The organism is Pseudomonas sp. FW305-96, assembly GCF_058783825.1.
Map to the genome: position 1 here is coordinate 110,922 of NZ_JBYSYW010000010.1, position 19,782 is coordinate 130,703.

The 19,782-nt window shown below is 64.9% G+C and carries 18 protein-coding genes and 1 riboswitch; of the genes, 5 read left to right on the forward strand and 13 right to left on the reverse strand.

What is annotated here, in order from left to right:
- Positions 1-31: 31 nt before the first annotated feature.
- A riboswitch (cobalamin riboswitch) is annotated at positions 32-249 on the reverse strand.
- Positions 250-398: 149 nt separating this feature from the next.
- A complete protein-coding gene (locus tag AC3WL2_RS10415; RefSeq protein WP_102683630.1) occupies positions 399-977 on the forward strand; it encodes a hypothetical protein in 579 nt (192 codons plus the stop codon).
- Between the two features lie 6 nt (positions 978-983).
- On the opposite strand, the gene AC3WL2_RS10420 is transcribed toward AC3WL2_RS10415, so the two are convergent.
- From AC3WL2_RS10420 to AC3WL2_RS10445, 6 genes are all read right to left on the reverse strand, one after another.
- Positions 984-3,539, reverse strand: a complete 2,556-nt coding sequence (locus tag AC3WL2_RS10420; RefSeq protein ID WP_102683629.1) for a dermonecrotic toxin domain-containing protein — start codon at positions 3,537-3,539, stop codon at positions 984-986.
- Between the two features lie 96 nt (positions 3,540-3,635).
- Complete coding sequence (locus AC3WL2_RS10425) at positions 3,636-4,169, reverse strand: C40 family peptidase (RefSeq protein ID WP_102683628.1); 534 nt, start codon at positions 4,167-4,169, stop codon at positions 3,636-3,638.
- A gap of 145 nt (positions 4,170-4,314) precedes the next feature.
- A complete protein-coding gene (locus AC3WL2_RS10430) occupies positions 4,315-4,950 on the reverse strand; it encodes a C40 family peptidase (protein ID WP_031314898.1) in 636 nt (211 codons plus the stop codon).
- 125 nt (positions 4,951-5,075) lie between these two features.
- Positions 5,076-5,780: a DnaA regulatory inactivator Hda gene (gene hda / locus AC3WL2_RS10435; protein ID WP_031314897.1), complete on the reverse strand. Its 705-nt coding sequence runs from the start codon at positions 5,778-5,780 to the stop codon at positions 5,076-5,078.
- A 210-nt stretch (positions 5,781-5,990) separates the two neighbouring features.
- Positions 5,991-7,064 (reverse strand): AI-2E family transporter, encoded by a 1,074-nt coding sequence (locus AC3WL2_RS10440; protein WP_102683627.1) that lies wholly within the window; start codon positions 7,062-7,064, stop codon positions 5,991-5,993.
- A gap of 12 nt (positions 7,065-7,076) precedes the next feature.
- A complete protein-coding gene (locus tag AC3WL2_RS10445; protein ID WP_102683626.1) occupies positions 7,077-8,132 on the reverse strand; it encodes a DUF2066 domain-containing protein in 1,056 nt (351 codons plus the stop codon).
- Positions 8,133-8,474: 342 nt separating this feature from the next.
- On the opposite strand from AC3WL2_RS10445, the gene purM reads away from it, so the two are divergent.
- The 4 genes from purM (at position 8,475) to AC3WL2_RS10465 (ending at position 11,341) form a co-directional block, all read left to right on the forward strand.
- Positions 8,475-9,533: a phosphoribosylformylglycinamidine cyclo-ligase gene (gene purM / locus AC3WL2_RS10450; RefSeq protein WP_102683625.1), complete on the forward strand. Its 1,059-nt coding sequence runs from the start codon at positions 8,475-8,477 to the stop codon at positions 9,531-9,533.
- Positions 9,533-10,186: a phosphoribosylglycinamide formyltransferase gene (gene purN, locus AC3WL2_RS10455; protein ID WP_102683624.1), complete on the forward strand. Its 654-nt coding sequence runs from the start codon at positions 9,533-9,535 to the stop codon at positions 10,184-10,186. Before purM ends, purN begins: the two co-directional genes overlap by 1 nt.
- Positions 10,187-10,194: 8 nt before the next feature.
- The gene (locus AC3WL2_RS10460) at positions 10,195-10,905 is read left to right on the forward strand and encodes a DUF3108 domain-containing protein (RefSeq protein WP_023630171.1); all 711 of its coding nucleotides are present in this window, start codon (positions 10,195-10,197) and stop codon (positions 10,903-10,905) included.
- A gap of 253 nt (positions 10,906-11,158) precedes the next feature.
- Positions 11,159-11,341, forward strand: coding sequence for a hypothetical protein (locus AC3WL2_RS10465; protein ID WP_023630170.1), 183 nt, complete (start codon positions 11,159-11,161; stop codon positions 11,339-11,341).
- Between the two features lie 46 nt (positions 11,342-11,387).
- Here AC3WL2_RS10465 and AC3WL2_RS10470 read toward each other — a convergent pair whose 3' ends face one another.
- The 7 genes from AC3WL2_RS10470 to AC3WL2_RS10500 all read right to left on the reverse strand — a co-directional run bounded on the left by AC3WL2_RS10470 (position 11,388) and on the right by AC3WL2_RS10500 (position 19,723).
- Complete coding sequence (locus AC3WL2_RS10470; protein WP_102683623.1) at positions 11,388-11,927, reverse strand: DUF2058 domain-containing protein; 540 nt, start codon at positions 11,925-11,927, stop codon at positions 11,388-11,390.
- Positions 11,928-11,953: 26 nt separating this feature from the next.
- On the reverse strand, positions 11,954-12,787 hold the full coding sequence (gene mazG / locus AC3WL2_RS10475; RefSeq protein WP_102683664.1) for a nucleoside triphosphate pyrophosphohydrolase: 834 nt from the start codon (positions 12,785-12,787) through the stop codon (positions 11,954-11,956).
- A gap of 123 nt (positions 12,788-12,910) precedes the next feature.
- Positions 12,911-15,151 carry a GTP diphosphokinase gene (gene relA / locus AC3WL2_RS10480; RefSeq protein WP_046854530.1) on the reverse strand — a complete coding sequence of 747 codons (2,241 nt, stop codon included), beginning with the start codon at positions 15,149-15,151 and terminating at the stop codon, positions 12,911-12,913.
- Between the two features lie 99 nt (positions 15,152-15,250).
- Positions 15,251-16,609, reverse strand: a complete 1,359-nt coding sequence (rlmD, locus tag AC3WL2_RS10485; protein ID WP_102683622.1) for a 23S rRNA (uracil(1939)-C(5))-methyltransferase RlmD — start codon at positions 16,607-16,609, stop codon at positions 15,251-15,253.
- Positions 16,609-17,508, reverse strand: a complete 900-nt coding sequence (cysM, locus tag AC3WL2_RS10490; RefSeq protein WP_046854528.1) for a cysteine synthase CysM — start codon at positions 17,506-17,508, stop codon at positions 16,609-16,611. Before cysM ends, rlmD begins: the two co-directional genes overlap by 1 nt.
- Positions 17,509-17,602: 94 nt before the next feature.
- Positions 17,603-19,003: a HAMP domain-containing sensor histidine kinase gene (locus AC3WL2_RS10495; RefSeq protein ID WP_102683621.1), complete on the reverse strand. Its 1,401-nt coding sequence runs from the start codon at positions 19,001-19,003 to the stop codon at positions 17,603-17,605.
- A gap of 3 nt (positions 19,004-19,006) precedes the next feature.
- Positions 19,007-19,723 (reverse strand): response regulator transcription factor, encoded by a 717-nt coding sequence (locus AC3WL2_RS10500; RefSeq protein ID WP_102683620.1) that lies wholly within the window; start codon positions 19,721-19,723, stop codon positions 19,007-19,009.
- Positions 19,724-19,782: the final 59 nt, after the last annotated feature.

Here is a 19,782-nt window from a genome sequence, read left to right on the forward strand (position 1 = left end):
GCCACATCGCACCGCACATCACCCTCCGTGATGCCGTTGGCAGTGACAGGCCGGTCTCCGGGCTCGTGAGCGGGCCATGCCCGGACTACGCGCCTTCCCGGATACCTGTACCCAGTGGCCATGCGCCGTCTTCGACTCACCTACCGTTGCGGGGGCAGCGCCGGATTCGCGCCTGCTGGCGCCCACCGGCTTCCCAGTTTCACCCTGCCGAACCTCGGTTCGCCGGGCACCTGAAACACGCCGCGAAGGTTAGAGGGTTGCACCGGGAGCGTCAATCGAACGAGGACCGATCTGGCCTGGATCAATGGCCGATTCGCCAGCTTGTGCCACACTCAAAGCAGTGATATCACATAGCCACCATTTCGGCTGACCTCGATCACAATGACAAGGAGCGCAGCATGCAAGGCCTGATCATCAATAACCCGCGCCTGGAATTCCTGCGCCCGGCCCTGGAACGCTGGGTCGACTGCATCGACCGCTTCAACCAGTTCCAGGGCGACAACGAAGCCCCTTACTGGCACGGTGCAGCCGCCAATGCCGGGCTGCTCGCGGCCGCCGCCTGGCAGGCCGAGCTGGTGGCACTGCAGCAATACACAAGCAAGAAGCAGCGCGACGAAGGCGAACGCGAAGCCCGTGTCGACCTGGCCATCAGCAGCGCCGAGGAGTCGATCCACCTGCACACCAGCCAGCGCTGGCCACGCATTACCCGTCTCGACCTGGCGTCGGCGCTGCTGGAAACCGCCAACCAGGCCAAGGCGATCGCCTACGCCAGCCAGCTCAAGGCCGGGGCGTTGTTCGTCACCCCGTGGAAGGCCGGCCAGCACGCCAGCCCCGAGGAGCTGCAGGACCTGGTCGATGACCTGCAGAAGCACACCGCCTGTGCGATCGCCTGGTACTTCCCTTATGCCTATCGCAAGCTGCACAACGAGCTGGGCCAGTACTTCCCGGGGGTGACCTTGCTGCTCAAGCAGGCCTGAGGCCGATCAGTCCTCGAAGAAACGGCTGGCCAACTGCTGGTTGCCGAGGCGCATGGCATAGGCCGTCAGGTCGAACACCTCGCCGGTGCGCAGATCATGCAATGGCCCGCTGGCAGGCCGGGCAATCTCCCTGAGGGTGACATGGACAAAGTGGTAGTCGGCGCCCTCCACTTCACACAACGCCTCGATACGAAAGCAGCTTCCCGGCAAGAACAACGTTTCCGCTTCGTCCGGCAGGCTGGAAAACGACGAGATCGGTACGCCTCGCTGATAGTGGCCAGTTGGCAATTCGAACACTACCGAAGTGTCGTCGAACAGCCCGGCGCGCCCGCCCGGAGCAGGCTGCTCGGTATCGGCGGCAAAACGACGGACGATATAAGGGTTTTCAGTGAACGAGGCCAGATCCGTATTGACCAGCACATCGCCGACCTTCAACTGGCCGCTCCGAAAGTGCTGACCGCTGGTGCCGCGCCCGCCGTGCCCGCCCCGATACAGCGGAACAACATTGTCCCTGGGTAACTCGACCATCGAATCGGCGAGCTTGTTGATGTAGTCGACCTCGTCGCCGTGATCGAATTCCCGCCTGCCCTCGCGCAGATAGTCATTGATACGTGAATCTTCCTCGGTATAGGTGTAGATGAGGTCGTTGCGGTAGTGACCGCCTTCCCGATAGGTGTATTCCGGCTCGCCATTGACAAAAATGTGGCAGAAGCCGTCGTCATCCTGGCTGCTGCCTTCGTCCTCGCCCAACTGCGGAATATCCTGTTCGGCAAGCACGGCGCGATGGCGCGCCAGGGCAGCATTGGACATCTCCACGCTGCGCTGGCCATCGGTGCGCATGTACTCGTCCCAGAACGGCGAACCCTGCCGTTCCAGACCGGCTGCCAGCGGCGGATTGCCGCCCACCAGCCGTGGCCGCTGCAGCAGCTCCCACTGGCCACCCGCCGACAGGCGCACCGGCCGCAGCGGTACATAGGCAAACGGGTTGTCTGGCGGCACGATCAGCCAATGACCGAGGTCCGTGCTGTAGCGCACCCGGTACGGCATGCCTTGCAACTCGATCCAGGTCTGCCCATCGCCGCCCAGGGTGATTCCGCGCAGCAAGCCAGGCCCCTGCAGCGGATCGATCAGCACCTGGTTGGCGACACGGGCCTCGAGCACGCCCGCCCCCTGACTGCCGGCACGGGTCCAGGAGCTGAGCGAAACCCCGGTTTCATGGAAAGGCGCCACGTACGACAGCGATGCAAAGCTGCTGCCGAAGCTGACCTCGACCATGCCCAGTGCCGAGAACAGGCTGTCGAGTATCGCAGCCCGCAGCGCAGCTTTGCGGCTTTTGGCGTCCGAGGCATGCACGGCCGCATCCACGTCCAGCGCGGTCCGGCCCAGCGACGCGCCCAGCAACACCAAGGTAGCGGGCCATCCCAACGGCGCGAAGCCGCCAAACACCTGCAGGAAAGCGCCGAGGTAACCGCGCCACATGGCTTTGCGCAACTCGCTATTGCTGATCATGCGTTCAGCACTGCGCTGCATGTCCTCCCGGGCCCTTTCGCTCAGCCAAGTGAAGAAGTCGCCCGGCAGCGGCCTTGCCGATGCGTCGAGCAAGGCCAAGGCCTCGTTGGCATCGGTCGCCGCCGCCAGCGCTGCCAATGCTTCGTCAACCGCTGCCGCTCGCGCCTGGTCATGCGGATCGGCAGCGAGGGCGCGCTGGTACGCCGCGCGCTGACGCCCCTCCTGCAACTCCCCGCGCAACCACCCAGCCAACGCCACCGGCGAATCGAACCCTCGCAGAGCCTGCTCCATCCAGGGCAAGTACAGCAGCACATGGCCATTGGGCAGATGCAGGCAGCACAGCGCCGCCCGTTCGCTCGCACCCAGGGCATAGTGCAGCGCCGGGAGGGTCGTAGCGGTTTGACGACGCAGCGCTTGCACGGTGCTCTGCACATCCGCGTTCAGCCACTGCGGTGCCACGCTCTGGCGCAGGCTTGCAGCATCCGCGGCGTCGACACGACCGGCCTTGCCTGCCAGCTCCAGCTGCGCCAGCAGGTTGACCTTGGCCAAAACGCGAAAATTATCGGCATGCCGCGCCCAGAACAGGGTGACTTGTTCGCGGTGTCGCGCCCCAAGGTCCAGCGCCCACAGGTCTGCCTGAACATCCTTGCCGAGCATCGGCACTTCGTTGCGCTCGTCGTACGCACCGCCATGCGGGCCCTGGTGATAGAAGCCGCCGTAGACATCTAGTTCATCGCCAGCATCCTGGAATGGCAGGTCAAAGCGTTGAATCAGCAACTGCACCAGGCTGATGGATTTGCCGGGCGGGCCGTTGTGCGCCCAGCCGCTGAAGCTACGGCTGTTGCTATGGGACTGGTTGAACTGATGCCACCACACCCGCTCGGGATCCAGCGGTTTACCGGTGTGCTTGCGCAGCAGCGCACGGGCATGACGACGCGCCAGCAGGTAGGGTTCGGGGTAGTCACGTAGAACGTCGTCGGCCAACCGGGCGAGGGCATGCCCGAGGCCAAGAACCTGCAGATTATGTTGCGTGATTTGCGCTAGGGTACTCATGTTCGATTCCTGGTTCATTGGAATCGAACATGGTCATCGACACCGCGAAAAGCGTGCGTTAGATAGGTCTAGCCTGACCCGGCGGCGGCCATGGCGTCAGGGATTTTGCGCCAGATGCCCCGGCGGCAGTACCCGCTTGGCCTGGAGGTAGGCCTTGGCCCAGTAGCTGTTCGACAAGTAGTCGAGGCGCACGGTGCCCCCGGTGGACGGTGCATGCACGAAGCGCCCCTCACCCACATAGATCCCGGCATGGCTGACCTGCGAGCCGCCACTGGTGGCGAAGAACACCAGGTCGCCGGACTGCAGCGCATCGAGGTCCACGTTCGGCGCACGCATGACGATCATGTCGCGGGTGGTGCGCGGCAGGCTGATGCCAGCGGCGTCACGGTACACGTAGCCAATCAGGCCGCTGCAATCAAAGCCCGAGTCCGGGGTATTGCCACCCCAGCGATAGGGCGTGCCCACCAGGCCGATGGCGCGGAACAGCACATCGTCCGCCGCAGGCGACGAGGGCGATGGGTTGAACACCATTGGGGCCTTGGCCATCGGTGCCGGAGCGGGTGCACGGCTGGAGCAGGCCGCGAGCAGGGCCACGAGGGAGAAGAATGCGAAGCGCGCCAACATCGCCATGATGTAAACGTCCTGTCGGAGAGCCCCGGCCATGGCCGAAGGTAAAAAGAGTTGAGAATTTAGATTAGACGCTTTCTGTAAATGCGCACGGCGGCGAGCTTTTCAGCTACGCCGCCGTGGCAGGGTACAGCATTTTGATATCAATTCAATTGCGCGAGATCGTGGTCGGCGCCATGGCGAGCGCGCGTTTGGCCTCGATGAAGGTCTTGCTCCAGTAGCGATCGCCCAGGCTGTCGATGCGCACACCACCGCTGCGGCGGCTGCTGGAATGGATGAACTGGTTGTCACCCAGGTAGATGCCGGCGTGGCTGACGCGACCACGACCGTTGGTGCTGAAGAACAGCAGGTCGCCGGGCTTGAGCTTGTTGCGCGCGACTTTCGGTGCGTCGACGTTGATCATCTCGCGGGTCGAGCGCGGCAGGTTCATGCCGGCCTCTTCGCGGAACAGGTAGCCGATGAAACCGCTGCAGTCGAAGCCGGACTTCTCGGAGGTGCCACCGAAGCGGTAGCGGGTACCGATCAGCGCCATGCCGCGTTCGAGAATGCTGTCGGCCAGCACGGGCAACTGGTACGGCTTGCTGTTGCTGGAAAATGCCTCGAGGTCATCTTCGCTGGCCAGCTCTTCCTCGGTGAATACGGAAGAAGCTGAAGCCTTGGCCTTGACCGATTGCTCGGTGGCCATGCGTTGATCCTGCGAAGGCGCGACCGGGCCGGTGGAGGCACAGCCGTAAAGAAGGGTGACAAGTGCAAGTGGCACGAGGGGTGCGAAGCGCTTCAGCATGGGCACGACCGTGTCTGTAGTCCTTTAGAAGGGGGAAACTATGCCTTCTATCGGACCCATTTGCAAATTTTATCGAAAAACATGTGACTTTTCCGTTTCGACGCTCTGGCACCGTGTTTTCAGCGCTACCAGCCGAGGGTTTCCTTGAGGAAGGGAATGGTCAGCTTGCGCTGGGCCTGCAAGGAAGCCTGGTCGAGACGTTCGAGCAGGTCGAACAGCGCGCTCATGCTGCGCGTGCCACGGGTGAGGATGAAGTGGCCGACTTCGTCGGTCAGGTGCAGGCCGCGACGCGAAGCGCGCAGTTGCAGGGCGCGCAGCTTGTCCTCGTCGGACATCCCGCGCATCTGGAAGATCAGCGCCAGGGTCAGCCGCGACTTGAGGTCGGCCAGCTTGATCGGCAGCTCCCGCGGCGAGCTGGAGGCTGCCAGCAGCAGGCGCCGGCCACTGTCGCGCAAGCGGTTGAACAGGTGGAACATGGCCTCTTCCCAGTCGGCCTTGCCCGCGATCACGTGCAGGTCATCGATGCATACCAGCTCGTATTGCTCGAGATGGTCGAGCAGTTCGACGCCACGCTCGAGCAATTGCGCCAGGGGCAGGTACACGGCGGGCTCGCCCAGTTGCTGGAAACGGTGGGTGGCGGCCTGCAACAGGTGGGTACGGCCCACGCCCTGCTTGCCCCACAGGTAGATGAGGCTTTCGGTCCAGCCGGCGTCGGCTTCGCAGAGCCGCTCGACATAGCCCAGTGCCGCGGCATTGGCGCCGGGGTAGTAGTTGATGAAGGTGGCGTCGTCGCGCAGACGCACACCCAGGGGCAACTGGATCGGTTTCATGCTCGCGGGCGGTCGCGGGGACCACAGGGGGCCTTTGATGAACAGTGTGCAAAGTCTATACCCGCAACGCGGACGGCACAATCCGGCAGGGGAATAGCACAAGTAAAATCAAGCAGTTGCGTTTAATGTAAGCACATCGCGGGGCAAGCCCGCTCCCACCCCCGGGTGTTCAAGACTCCAGGCATGGGAGCGGGCTTGCCCCGCGATCGCTCACAGATCCGGGTCTACTTCCCCGGCGTACATGTCCGATTCCTTGTACAGGTCATGGACATGGCGCAGCAACACCATGATCACCGCCGCCACCGGCAGTGCCAGCAGCACCCCGGTAAAGCCGAACAGCTCACCGCCAGCCAGGATCGCGAAGATCACCGCCACCGGATGCAGGCCGATGCGGTCGCCCACCAGCAGCGGCGTCAGCACCATGCCCTCCAGCGCCTGCCCGACCATGAACACCGCGACGATACCGAGCATGGGGTAGAGGTCGCCGCCGAACTGGAACAACCCGGCGACCAGCGCCGCGCCGATGCCGATGATGAAGCCCATGTATGGCACGATCGCCGCCAGCCCCGCCAGCATGCCGATCAGCAGGCCCAGCTCCAGGCCCACCAGCATCAGCCCCGAGGAATAGATGACGCCCAACGCCAGCATCACCAGCAGTTGCCCGCGCACGAACGCCCCCAGCACCTCGTGGCACTCGCCGGCCAGCCCCACCACCTGCGGCTCGCGCTGGCGCGGCAGCAGGCTGCGCAGCTTGGCCATCATCAGGTCCCAGTCACGCAGCAGGTAGAAGCCCACCACCGGGATCAGCACCAGGTTGGCCAGCCAGCCGATCAGCGCCAGGCTCGAGGCGGTGGCCTGGGACAGCAGCACGCCGACGATGTCGGTGGTCTGGCCCATGTGCTCGCCGATCGCGGCCTTGATCTTGTCGAACTTCCAGAAGCCGTCGGCCAAGCCCAGGCGGCTCTGCACCCAGGGCAGCGCCACGTGCTGCAGCCAGTCGAGCATCTGCGGCGCCAGCTCGTACAGGCGCAGCAACTGCTTGGCCAGCATCGGCACCAGCACCAGCAACAAGGCCAGGAAGATCAGGGTGAACAGGCTGAACACCACCACCACGCCCCAGGTGCGCGACAGCCCGAGCCGCTCCAGGCGATCGACCAGCGGGTCGGCCAGGTAGGCCAGCAGGATGCCCACCAGGAACGGTGAGAGGATGTTGTGCAGGAAGTACAGCAGCACGGCGATCACCAAGGCCGCGCCCACCCAGACCCAACGACGCATGTCAGTCATTTGCGCCACTCCTTACCAGCGAAAGCGCAAGCCGTCGAACGGCGTTGCGGCAGTGGTGGGCGGCGTTGTGCCGGTATCGCCCTGCGCGCTCGGCGCAGGCGTGGCGGCTGCAGGCTCGGCAGGCAGCTCCTGCAGCTTGGCCAGGCCCAGCTGGGCGCGCAATTGCTCGCGATTGCCGCTGACCCGGTAGGTCAAGGTGCCGCCCTCTGCCATCTGCAAACGGGCGCCATAAGGCTCCAGTACCCGGCTCAGTTCGGCGTACCGCTGCAGGTTCATCCCCTGCACCTGTACCTGCAGGTCGCTGCTGGCGCCTGGCCGCGTGACATAACGCGGCGCCAGGCGGTTGCTCACCGCCAGCAGCACCGCATCGGCCAGGGCCGCCTGATCGCTGCCCTCGGCATTGCCCTGTTCACGCTGGTCGCCCAGCCACAACTGCCACTTGCCCTGCCACTTGCCGTCGGCCTCATGGGCGTGCACCGCCAGCAAGGCATCGGCGCCATAGCGCTCGGACGCCTCGCGCAGCGGCGCGGGGTCGTTACCCTCGAGCAGCTTGGCATTGGCCAACAGTTGCTCCTGCAGATCGGCCAATGGCAGGCGCAGGGGCAGGCCGCGATGCTGGGCTGCACGGCGCAATGGCTCGGCGGCGCCCTGGCCATCGCCGACCAGGCTGCTGCCCTCGACACTGTCGTTCAGCCACCAGCCCAGGACCGACGGCCGGTTGCTGCCCCACAATGCCAGCCCGGCCTGGCGCAGGGCGCGCTCGGTGCTGCCGGGGTCGAACTCGACCAGCACCGACTCCGGTGGGCCTGCCTCGGTGCCGACCTGGTTGATGATCTGTTGCGGGTCCTTGCGCAGCGCGGCCAGCGCCGGATTCTGCGCGGCCTTGGGGTCGCCGGTCAGGCGCAGCACCAGGGTATCGAGCGCCTTGCCGGTCGCCTGGGCGCGGGCCTCGCTGCCCTGCCCTTCGACGGGCTCGCGAACCTGATACAGGCCCGAGACGGTTTCGGCCTGCGCGAGGGTGCCGGCCACAGCGAGGCAGGCGCCAGCAAGGAAATTGAGAAGACGCATTGAGGATTCCTGTCCAGATGACCTTGGGGCGACGCGCCCTTGCCTGTGGGCTGAGACCGCGCCACGCCGGAAAATGCTCCGCCGTGCCGCGCCTTTGCGCACGTCGCCATGCCTATACCTTATACAGGCGCCGACGCGGCAACCAGTCGCACAGGGTGAAACAGCGTTTTTTGCCCAGATTTCCCGCCTGCCCGTCGGCCTGAGGATGGCCGCCTTGGGGCAACCCTGATAAAATCGCGCGCCTTCGCAGACCAGTGACGTACAGGCAGCCGCCGTTTCTGAAAGTGGCCTTGGCCGTCCCGGTCGTTTTTCTGAATCCCTCCCTCCTAAAGGCCTGGATCAATGAGCAAGCAACCCTCCCTGAGCTACAAAGACGCCGGTGTAGACATCGACGCCGGCGAAGCACTGGTCGAACGCATCAAGGGCGTCGCCAAGCGCACCGCACGCCCTGAAGTCATGGGTGGCCTGGGCGGCTTCGGCGCCCTCTGCGAGATCCCGGCCGGCTACAAGCAGCCGGTGCTGGTCTCCGGCACCGACGGCGTCGGCACCAAGCTGCGCCTGGCGCTGAACCTGAACAAGCACGACAGCATCGGCCAGGACCTGGTCGCCATGTGCGTCAACGACCTGGTGGTGTGCGGCGCCGAGCCGCTGTTCTTCCTCGACTACTACGCAACCGGCAAGCTCAACGTTGACGTGGCCGCCACCGTGGTCACCGGCATCGGCGCCGGTTGCGAACTGGCCGGCTGCTCGCTGGTCGGTGGTGAAACCGCCGAGATGCCAGGCATGTACGAAGGTGAAGACTACGACCTGGCCGGTTTCTGCGTCGGCGTGGTGGAAAAGGCCGAGATCATCGACGGCTCGAAAGTGGTCACCGGCGACGCCCTGATCGCCCTGCCGTCCTCCGGCCCGCACTCCAACGGCTACTCGCTGATCCGCAAGATCCTCGAAGTGTCCGGCACCGACATCGACAACACCCAGCTCGACGGCAAGCCGCTGGCCGACCTGCTGATGGCGCCGACCCGCATCTACGTCAAGCCCCTGCTGCAGCTGATCAAACAGACCGGCGCGGTCAAGGCCATGGCTCACATCACCGGCGGCGGCCTGCTGGACAACATCCCGCGCGTGCTGCCAAAAGGCGCCCAGGCCGTGGTCGACGTGGCCAGCTGGCAGCGCCCGATGGTGTTCGACTTCCTGCAGGAAAAAGGCAACGTCGACGAACATGAAATGCACCGCGTGCTGAACTGCGGCGTGGGCATGATCATCTGCGTCGCCCAGGACCAGGTCGACAACGCCCTGAACGTGTTGCGCGCCGCCGGCGAGCAGCCGTGGGTCATCGGCCAGATCGCCGAGGCCGCCGAAGGCGCCGCCCAGGTCGAGCTCAAGAACCTCAAGGCACACTGATGCCGGGCAAGACCTGCAACGTCGTGGTACTGCTGTCGGGCTCCGGCAGCAACCTGCAAGCGCTGATCGACAGCAACAGCGCCAGCAACGGCCCAGTACGCATCCGCGCGGTGATTTCCAACCGCGCCGATGCCTACGGCCTGGAACGCGCCAAGGCAGCCGGTATCGACACCGCGGTGCTCGCGCACACCGGCTTCGACGGTCGCGAAGCCTTCGATGCGGCGCTGATGGCGCTGATCGACGGCTTCGCACCCGACCTGGTGGTGCTGGCTGGATTCATGCGCATCTTGAGTGGCGGCTTCGTGCGCCACTATCAAGGCCGCCTGCTCAACATACATCCGTCACTGTTGCCCAAGTATAAAGGGCTGCACACCCACCAGCGTGCGCTGGAGGCTGGCGATGCCGAGCACGGCTGCAGCGTGCACTTCGTCACCGAGGAACTCGATGGCGGGCCTCTGGTCGTACAGGCTGTGGTGCCGGTTGCAGCGGATGACAGCGCGCAGACGCTTGCCCAGCGCGTGCACCTGCAGGAACACCAGATCTACCCGCTGGCGGTGCGCTGGTTCGCCGAAGGACGCTTGCGTCTGGGCGAGCACGGTGCATTACTGGATGGCCAGCCGCTGGCGGCCAGCGGTCACTTGATTCGATCCTAGGAGAATTTATGCGTCGCGCCCTGCTCTTGGCTCTCGCCGTGCTCGCCCTGCCCCTCCAGGCAGCTGATCTGAAGCCTTTCGCAGCCAGCTACACGGCTGACTGGAAGCAGCTGCCCATGAGCGGCACTGCCGAGCGCAGCCTGGTGAAGAACGCCAACGGTACTTGGGACCTTAATTTCAAGGCCTCCATGATGATCGCCAGCCTGACCGAGCAAAGCACCCTCAAGCTCGACAACGACACCTTGCTGCCGCAGAAGTACCACTTCGAACGCGGCGGCCTCGGCAAGGCGAAGAAAGTCGACCTCACCTTCGACTGGACCGGCAAGAAGGTGACTGGCAGCGACCGTGGCGACGCGATCAGCCTGCCGCTCAACCGTGGCGTGCTGGACAAGTCGTCCTATCAACTGGCACTGCAGCATGACGTGGCCGCCGGCAAGAAAAGCATGACCTACCAGGTGGTCGACGGTGATGAGATCGACACCTACGACTTCCGCGTGCTGGGCACCGAGAAAGTGGCCACCAAGACTGGCCAGGTCGACGCGGTCAAGGTCGAGCGCGTGCGCGACCCTAGCCAGAGCAAGCGCATCACCGAGCTGTGGTTCGCCAAGGACTGGGACTACCTGCTGGTGCAACTGCGCCAGGTCGAGACCGATGGCAAGGAATACGTGATCGTGCTGCAGGATGGCACGGTGGACGGCAAGGCGGTCAAAGGCAACTGATGACGCTGCCTGCAATACCAGAAGCCCCGTCTTGTGCGGGGCTTCTTTTTTGGTGAATGCTTGTATCGCCCAATCGCGGGGCAAGCCCGCTCCCACGTATTTGTGCTCGATTCGTGGGAGCGGGCTTGCCCCGCGATTGGCCCATTCATGAAACTTGTTTCATCGCTGTTTTATTTACTTAGCCTGCTAACAAACTCTATAAAGAGGGTGTGCGACACGCTGTCGCAGCCAACTGAAGCAGTGGAGTTTAACGATGACAGTCCAAGTAACCGAACGCGACGAATCGAAAATGTCCCACGAAGGCCTGGCCGCTGGTGTGCGGATCTGGGATGTGCATCAACAGGGCCAACTGGTCGGCATGTTCCATGATGAGCACCAAGCCCAGCAGTACCGCATGGAGCTGGAATACCTAGAGAACCAGCGACCGTCGCAATAACACCCCCTTCAAACGAAAAACCCCGCCTAGGCGGGGTTTTTCATGCTTACCACATCAGATCGTCAGGGATCTTGTAGGCTGCGTACGGGTCGTCCTCGTCCGCCTCCTCGACATGGGTGTTGAGCAGCAGGATGCGCTTGGGGTCGCGCTCCTGGATCTTCACCGCCGCCTCGCGTGGAATCACTTCGTAGCCACCGCCATGAGCGACGACGGCCAGCGCGCCGTTGCTCAGCTTGCTGCGCATCAGGGCGTTGACGGCGATGCGCTTGACCTTCTTGTCATCGACGAAGTTGTAGTAGTCCTCGGTATTCAGCTTGGGCAGGCGGGTCGCCTCGATCAATTGCTTGATCTGCGCGGCACGGGCCTTCTGCTCGGCTTTTTCCTGGACCTGGCGGTTCAGCTCCTGGTCTTTTCGGGCTTTCTCGGCCAGGGCTTCCTTGGCCAGGCGCTGCTGGCTGTCGTCCACCTCGGCCTGGCCCTTGTGCTCCAGGCGTTTCTGTTTTTTCTCGGCCTTGTTGGTCTGAGAAACCTGTTTCTGGTTGACCAGACCGGCTTTGAGCAATTGGTCGCGAAGGGAAAGGCTCATGGAAGTTCACTCACTTATGCATCAGCTCAGCCGCAGCTGGGCAGGTTCTTTTCCTGACGCTTGGCCTCGCCCCACAGGGCGTCCAGCTCGTCGAGGGTACGATCTTGGATGTTCAGGCCCTGCTCGCGCAATGCCTGTTCGATGAATCGGAAGCGCCGCTCGAATTTGCGGTTGGCGCGGCGCAGGGCGTTTTCCGGGTCGCGGCGCAGGTGGCGGGCCAGGTTGACGGTGGCGAACAGCAGGTCGCCCAGCTCATCTTCAAGCGCATCGCTGTCGCCATCGGCCATGGCCTGCAGCACTTCGTCGAGCTCCTCGCGCACCTTGTCCAGCACCGGCAGCGCGTCCGGCCAGTCGAAGCCGACCGTGGCGGCGCGCTTCTGCAGCTTGGCCGCCCGTGACAGCGCAGGCAAGGCCGCCGGCACATCGTCGAGCAGCGAGAGCTGTTCAGGCTCGCTCCTCTCGGCGCGCTCCTCGGCCTTGATCTCTTCCCAGCGCGACTTGACCTGGGCCTCGTCCAGCTTGGGGGTGTCCAGCGGCGCATAGAGCTCGCCGGTGGGGAATACATGGGGGTGGCGGCGGATCAGCTTGCGGGTGATCGCATCGACCACGCCGTCGAACTCGAAACGCCCTTCTTCCCGTGCCAGCTGGCTGTAGTAGACCACCTGGAACAGCAGGTCGCCCAGCTCGCCCTGCAGGTGCTCGAAGTCGCCGCGCTCGATGGTGTCGGCCACTTCATAGGCCTCTTCGATCGTGTGCGGGACGATGCTGGCGTAGTCCTGCTTGAGGTCCCAGGGGCAACCGTATTGCGGGTCGCGCAGGCGGGCCATCAGGTGCAGCAGGTCGTCGAGGGTGTAGGTCATGAATATCTTTTCCTCAGCGAGGGCCTTGCCCTCGATCGCCGGCAAGCCGGCTCCCACAGGGTTATGCCGTACCTGTGGGAGCTGGCTTGCCAGCGATGGGCCGCACAGCGGCCCCGTTCTGTCTCAAGGGGTACGGTTACGCCGCGTCTCGATGATGTTGGGCAACTGCGAGATCCTGCCAAGCAGGCGCCCGAGGGCGTCCAGCCCAGGGATCTCGATGGTCAGCGACATCAAGGCGGTGTTGTCTTCCTTGTTCGAGCGGGTGTTGACCGCCAGCACGTTGATCTTCTCGTTGAGCAGCACCTGCGACACGTCGCGCAGCAAACCCGGGCGGTCGTAGGCACGGATGATGATGTCGACCGGGTAGGTCTGCACCGGGATCGGCCCCCAGCTGACCTGGATCATGCGCTCCGGCTCCTTGCCCGCCAACTGCAGCACCGAAGCGCAGTCCTGGCGGTGAATGCTCACGCCACGACCCTGGGTGATGTAGCCGACGATGGCGTCGCCCGGCAGCGGCTGGCAGCAGCCGGCCATCTGCGTGAGCAGGTTGCCGACGCCCTGGATCTGGATGTCGTTGCGCTTGCCCGAACGGATGCCCCGCGCCTGGCGCGGGATCAGCTCGACCGGCTCCAGGCGCTCGGGTTCGAGCAACTGCTGGGCGGCGTTGACCATATGCGCCAGGCGCAGGTCGCCGGCACCGAGGGCGGCGAACATGTCCTCGGCGGTCTTGACGTTGGCCTTCTCGGCCAGGCGCTCGAAGTCCACCTGCGGCAGGCCCAGACGCGACAGCTCGCGCTCGAGCAGGGTCTTGCCGGCGGCGACGTTCTGGTCTCGGGCCTGCAGCTTGAACCAATGGACGATCTTGGCCCGGGCCCGCGAGGTGGTCACGTAGCCCAGGTTGGAGTTCAGCCAGTCGCGGCTCGGGCTGCCGTGCTTGCTGGTGATGATCTCCACCTGCTCGCCAGTCTGCAGGCTGTAGTTCAGCGGCACGATGCGCCCGTTGATCTTGGCGCCACGGCAGTTGTGGCCGATCTCGGTGTGCACCCGGTAGGCGAAGTCCAGCGGCGTGGAACCCTTGGGCAGGTCGATGGCGTGACCGTCGGGGGTGAACACGTAGACGCGGTCCGGCTCGATATCGACGCGCAGCTGTTCGGCCAGGCCGCCGATATCGCCCAGTTCCTCGTGCCACTCCAGCACCTGGCGCAACCAGGAGATCTTCTCTTCGTAGTGGTTCGAGCTGGGCTTGACGTCGGTACCCTTGTAGCGCCAGTGGGCACAGACGCCCAGCTCGGCTTCCTCGTGCATGCCATGGGTGCGGATCTGCACCTCGAGCACCTTGCCCTCGGGGCCGATCACCGCGGTGTGCAGGGAGCGGTAGCCGTTCTCCTTGGGGTTGGCGATGTAATCGTCGAACTCTTTCGGAATGTGCCGCCACAGGGTGTGGACGATGCCCAGCGCGGTGTAGCAGTCGCGCACTTCCGGCACCAGCACGCGTACCGCACGCACGTCGTAGATCTGGCTGAACTCCAGGCCCTTGCGCTGCATCTTGCGCCAGATCGAATAGATGTGTTTCGCCCGGCCACTGATATCGGCGTTGACACCGGTGGCCAGCAGCTCGTTCTGCAACTGGTTCATCACATCGCTGATGAAACGCTCGCGGTCCAGCCGGCGCTCGTGCAGCAACTTGGCGATCTGCTTGTACTGGTCGGGCTCGAGGTAGCGGAACGACAGGTCCTCGAGTTCCCACTTGATATGGCCGATACCCAGACGGTGCGCCAGCGGCGCATAGATGTCGAACACCTCGCGGGCCACGCGCAGGCGTTTCTCGTCATCGGCGGACTTCACCGCCCGGATGGCGCAGGTACGTTCGGCCAGCTTGATCAGCGCCACGCGCACGTCGTCGACCATCGCCACGAGCATCTTGCGCAGGTTCTCGACCTGCGCCTGGGAGCCGAGCACCAGCGACTGGCGCGGACTGAGGCTGGCACTGATGGCCGCCATGCGCAGCACGCCGTCGATCAGCTTGGACACCACCGGCCCGAAGCGCTGGCCGACCTCGGCCAAGGTCACCTTGCCTTCGCGCACCGAACGGTAGATGACCGCCGCCACCAGGGAATCCTGGTCGAGCTTGAGGTCGGCGAGGATTTCGGCGATCTCGAGCCCCGCCTGGAAACTGGACGTGCCATCGGCCCAGGAATGCTTGGCCGGGTTGCCTTTCTTCTCGACCTCGTGGGCAAACTCGCAGGCCTCTTTCAACCCCGGGCGATCGAGTTGCGAATCGACGCTCACCACATGATCGAGCCATGCTTCGAGATTGATACTGCCGTCGTTGTTGACCGGCTGGTGCACTCTCACCTGTACCATCTTTGCTTTACCTTTCCATACAGCGCACCACGCGGGTGCACTGGCTATCACCTGTGCGCCCCTCACTCCCTGAAGGCCGCACCAAGAGGGCCAGCCCGGCTAGCCCACTTCGAATAACGCCATGGCCTCGACATGCGCCGTCTGAGGAAACATGTCGAGAATCCCGGCCCTTTTTAACCGGTACCCCTGCCCGACCAGCACTTGCGCGTCACGCGCCAGCGTGGCCGGATTGCACGATACGTAGACCAGCCGTTTCGCACCCAGCCGGGCGATGCCCTGCACCACCTCGAAAGCCCCGTCGCGCGGTGGATCCAAGAGTACCGCAGAAAAGCCCTCGGCAGCCCATCCGGCGCCCGCCAAAGGCTGCGATAAATCGGTCTGAAAAAACCGTGCGTTATGCACATTGTTGGCGTGGGCGTTGGCCTCGGCACGGCTGACCATCGCCTGCACGCCTTCCACCGCCACCACCTCGCGCGCCTGACGCGCCAGGGGCAAGGCAAAGTTGCCCAGGCCGCAGAACAGGTCCAGCACCCGCTCATGCGCCTCGGGCGCCAGCCAGGCCAAAGCCTGCTGGATCATCAAGGTATTGACCTGGGCATTGACCTGGACGAAGTCGCCCGGTCGCCAGGCCAGCTCCAAGCCCCAGGGCTCCAGGGCAAAGCCCAGTTGCGCCGTGGCCTCCACCGGTGCCGGCTCGCCCTCGCCTTGTAGCCACAATTGGGCGCCGGCTTCGCGGCAGAATGCCTCGAGCCGCGCCAGGTCTTCACTTGGCAATGGCGCCACATGCCGTACCAACACCGCCTCGGCGGTACCGCTGAACAGCTCCACATGCCCCAGCGCCTGCGGCTTGCTCAAGCTGCGCAACACGGTCGGCAGGTGACGCATGATCGCCTGCAAGGGCTGTACCAGCACCGCGCAGTCGTCGATGGCAACGATGTCCTGGCTGGCCTCGGCGCGGAAACCGACCTCCAGCTGACGCGCCTTGATATCCCAGCGTACCGCTACTCGCGCCCGGCGGCGGTAGCCGAATTCCGGTCCGCACAAGGGAACAGCCCACTCTTCGGGCTGCACGCCGGCCACCCGCTGCAACTGCTCGGCGAGCAGGCGCTGCTTGAGCGCCAGCTGGCCGTCATGGGGCAGGTGCTGGAGGTTGCAGCCACCACAGCGGGCGTAATGCCGGCAAGGCGCTTCACGGCGCTCGGGGCTGGCCTGGAACACCCGCTCCAGGCGCGCCTCGACCACCTTGCCGCGCGCGGCAAGTACCCGCGCCTCGACGTCCTCGCCGCCCAGCGCGCCGCTGACGAACCAGGTGCGCCCCTCGCTGAAGGCGATGCCACGGCCGTCACCGGCCAAGCGCTCGATCAGCAGGCGCTGCTTCTTGCCCACCGGCACTTGTGCGGCACGGTTGCCGCCGGCCGGCTGGAAGCGCAGACCGGTGTTGCTTTTCTTTCTGGACATCAGGTCGGATCGAACAGGCCGGTGGAAAGGTAACGGTCGCCGCGGTCGCAGATGATGGCGACCATCACCGCGTTCTCGACTTCACGGGACAGGCGCAGCATCGCCGCAACCGCCCCGCCGGAGGATACGCCACAGAAAATGCCCTCTTCGCGGGCCAGGCGACGGGTGGTTTCCTCGGCCTCCTGCTGGGACATGTCGACCACGCGGTCGACCCGGGTGGCGTCGAAGATCTTCGGCAGGTACTCGTGGGGCCAACGGCGAATGCCCGGAATGGCCGAGCCTTCCATCGGCTGCAGGCCAATGATCTGCACCGCCGGGTTCTGCTCCTTGAGGTACTGCGAACAGCCCATGATGGTGCCGGTCGTGCCCATGGAGCTGACGAAGTGGGTGATCGTGCCCTGGGTCTGCTGCCAGATCTCCGGGCCCGTGCTGTTGTAGTGCGCGATCGGGTTGTCGCCGTTGGCGAACTGGTCAAGCACCAGCCCACGGCCTTCGGCCTGCAGTTTTTCCGCGAGATCGCGGGCCCCTTCCATGCCCTCTTCCTTGGTCACCAGGATCAACTCGGCGCCATAGGCGGTCATGGCCGCCTTGCGTTCGGCGGTGGAGTTGTCCGGCATGATCAGGATCATCTTGTAGCCCTTGATCGCCGCTGCCATGGCCAGGGCGATGCCGGTATTGCCGGAGGTGGCTTCGATGAGGGTGTCGCCAGGCTTGATCTGGCCACGCAGTTCGGCACGGGTGATCATCGACAACGCCGGGCGGTCCTTGACCGAACCTGCCGGGTTGTTGCCTTCGAGCTTGAGCAGCAAGGTATTGCTGGTGTTCCCGGCGATGCGCTGCAGGCGAACCAGCGGCGTATGGCCGACGCAGTCGGCGATGGTTGGGTACTGCAGGGTCATGGGCGTTTTCGCAATCCGGACGGCAGGGGCGCCTATCATACCGGCAAACCCGGCGCGGCCATATCACGCAATTGTCGGTGGTTATAGCGGGTAGCTATAAGGAGTTGCTTCCTGGCCGCGGGCTTGCCCGCGCCGGACCAACCGATGGCCCCGCTTCATGGGCAGGCAGGCGCATGCACAGGCGCAGGCCACGCTCGCCATTGACCGCCCACACCAGCCCACCCTGGCGGCGGATCGCATTGCGGGCAATGCTCAAGCCCAAGCCGAAGCCACCGTCCCCGGGCCGTGCCCCGTCCAACCGGGAAAACGGCGCGAAGATCCGCTCGAGGTCTTCCTCGGCCACGCCACCGCCGTCGTCCTCCAGGTCGATACGCCAATACCCGCCTTCACGCCAGCCGCCCAGACGCACCACCCCCGCCTCGGGCGAGTGCCGGATGGCGTTGCGCAGCATGTTCTCCAGCGCCTGGGCAAGGTCGTTGAGGCTGCCCCGCACCCAGCAGTCCGCCGGCAACGCACAGTGCAACCGCCCAGGTGCCCAGCCGCTTTCGTAACAGGCATTCTCGCTGAGCAGGTCCCATAGCGCCGGCACCTGGATCGGCTCCAGGTTCAGCGGGGCGCGCTCGGCGTCCTGCCAGGCCAGCTGCAAGGTGTCTTCGACCAGCTGCTGCATGCCGTCCACCTCGCGGTGCAGGCGTTCGCGCAGGCGCTGCAGGTCGGTCTCGCCGTCGCAGGCCACGCGCAGGCGGCTGAGCGGCGTGCGCAGCTCGTGGGACAGGTCGCGCAGCAACTGCTGCTGCAAGGCCACGGTACCCTGCAGGCGCTCGGCCATCTGATCGAAGGCACGGGCCAGTTCGCCCAGCTCGTCCTTGCGCCGGGTGGTTCGCGAATCCAGGCGCGCCGCCAGCTGGTCGGCGCGCCAGGCGCTGGCCTGTTCCCGCAATTGATTGAGCGGCACGATCAGCATGCGGTACAGGCCCACACACAACAGCAAGGTAAACAGTCCAGGGATGATGCCGTTGGTGACGATGCGCCAGAACAACCGGTACTGGCCCGGGTTGAAGCGTTCCGGCAGCTCGATCACCAGCATGCCCTGCTCCGGCGCGCCGGGGAACGGCAGACGCAACCAGGGCTGGCCGATACTGCGCCGGCTCATCGGCCAGTCGACGCCGCGCAGGCGGGTCAGGCGCTGGGCCTGCCCGGCGGTCAGGTCGGCGCTGCCCAACGGCTGCAGGTCGCCATCGAGCACTCCCACCCAGCCTTGCTCGCGCCCACGCATCTCGGCCAGCCAGGCGTCGACACCATCAGCGCCGCCGCTGCGCCAGGCCTGCTCCGCCTCGGCCGCGTAACCCCGCAGCACTTGACGCGCAGGTTCGGAAAGGAAGGCGTCCTGGGTCTCCATATGGCGACCCCAGCTGTAGCTGAGGCCGATCATCAGCAGGCAGAAGCCCACCAGCAGGACGGTCAGTTTCCAGAACAGCGAATGGCGATCGAGCACGGTTCAGTCGGCCTCGCCCACGCCGAACACATAGCCCTTGCCCCAGACGGTGCGGACCTGCCGCTCGTGATAGCCGATGGCCTTGAGCTTGCGGCGGATCTGGCTGACATGCATGTCCAGGCTGCGGTCATGCCGCGAATAGCCACGCTGCAGCACCTGCTGGTAAAGGAACGGCTTGCTCAGCACCTCATCCTGGCTGCGATGCAGGGTGTCGAGCAGGCGGTACTCACTAGGGGTCAGGCCGGCCCAGGCGCCAGCGAGGCAGACATCGGCCGCCTGCTCATCGAAGCGCAACTGCCCCGCCGCCGCCTCGCGTGGCACCAGCGCACGCCGCTCGAAGGCCACCCGGCGCAGGATCGCCTCGATGCGCACCCGCAGCTCGGCGAAACTGAAAGGCTTCGGCAGGTAGTCGTCCGCTCCCCGCTCGAAACCGCTGATACGGTCGGCCTCGGCCCCCAGCGCGGACATCAGGATGACAGGCGTGGCGCTGCACCGGCGCAGGCTGGCCAGGGCATCCAGGCCATTGAGGCCAGGCAGCAGGATATCCAGCAGAACCAAGTCGAAGACCTGTCGCCCCGCCGCCTCGAGGCCTTCCAGGCCACTGCGGCACCAGGTCACTCGGAAACCACCGCGGCGCAGCTCTTCGTGCAGGTAGGCACCCAGCACGGGGTCGTCCTCGATGGCCAGGATATTGGTGGCGCGAATAGCTTCAGGATGCATTGGCAACTGCCATCGATTCTCAGTTGCGTGATTATTGGGCAAGCGCTCCTGGCAAGGCA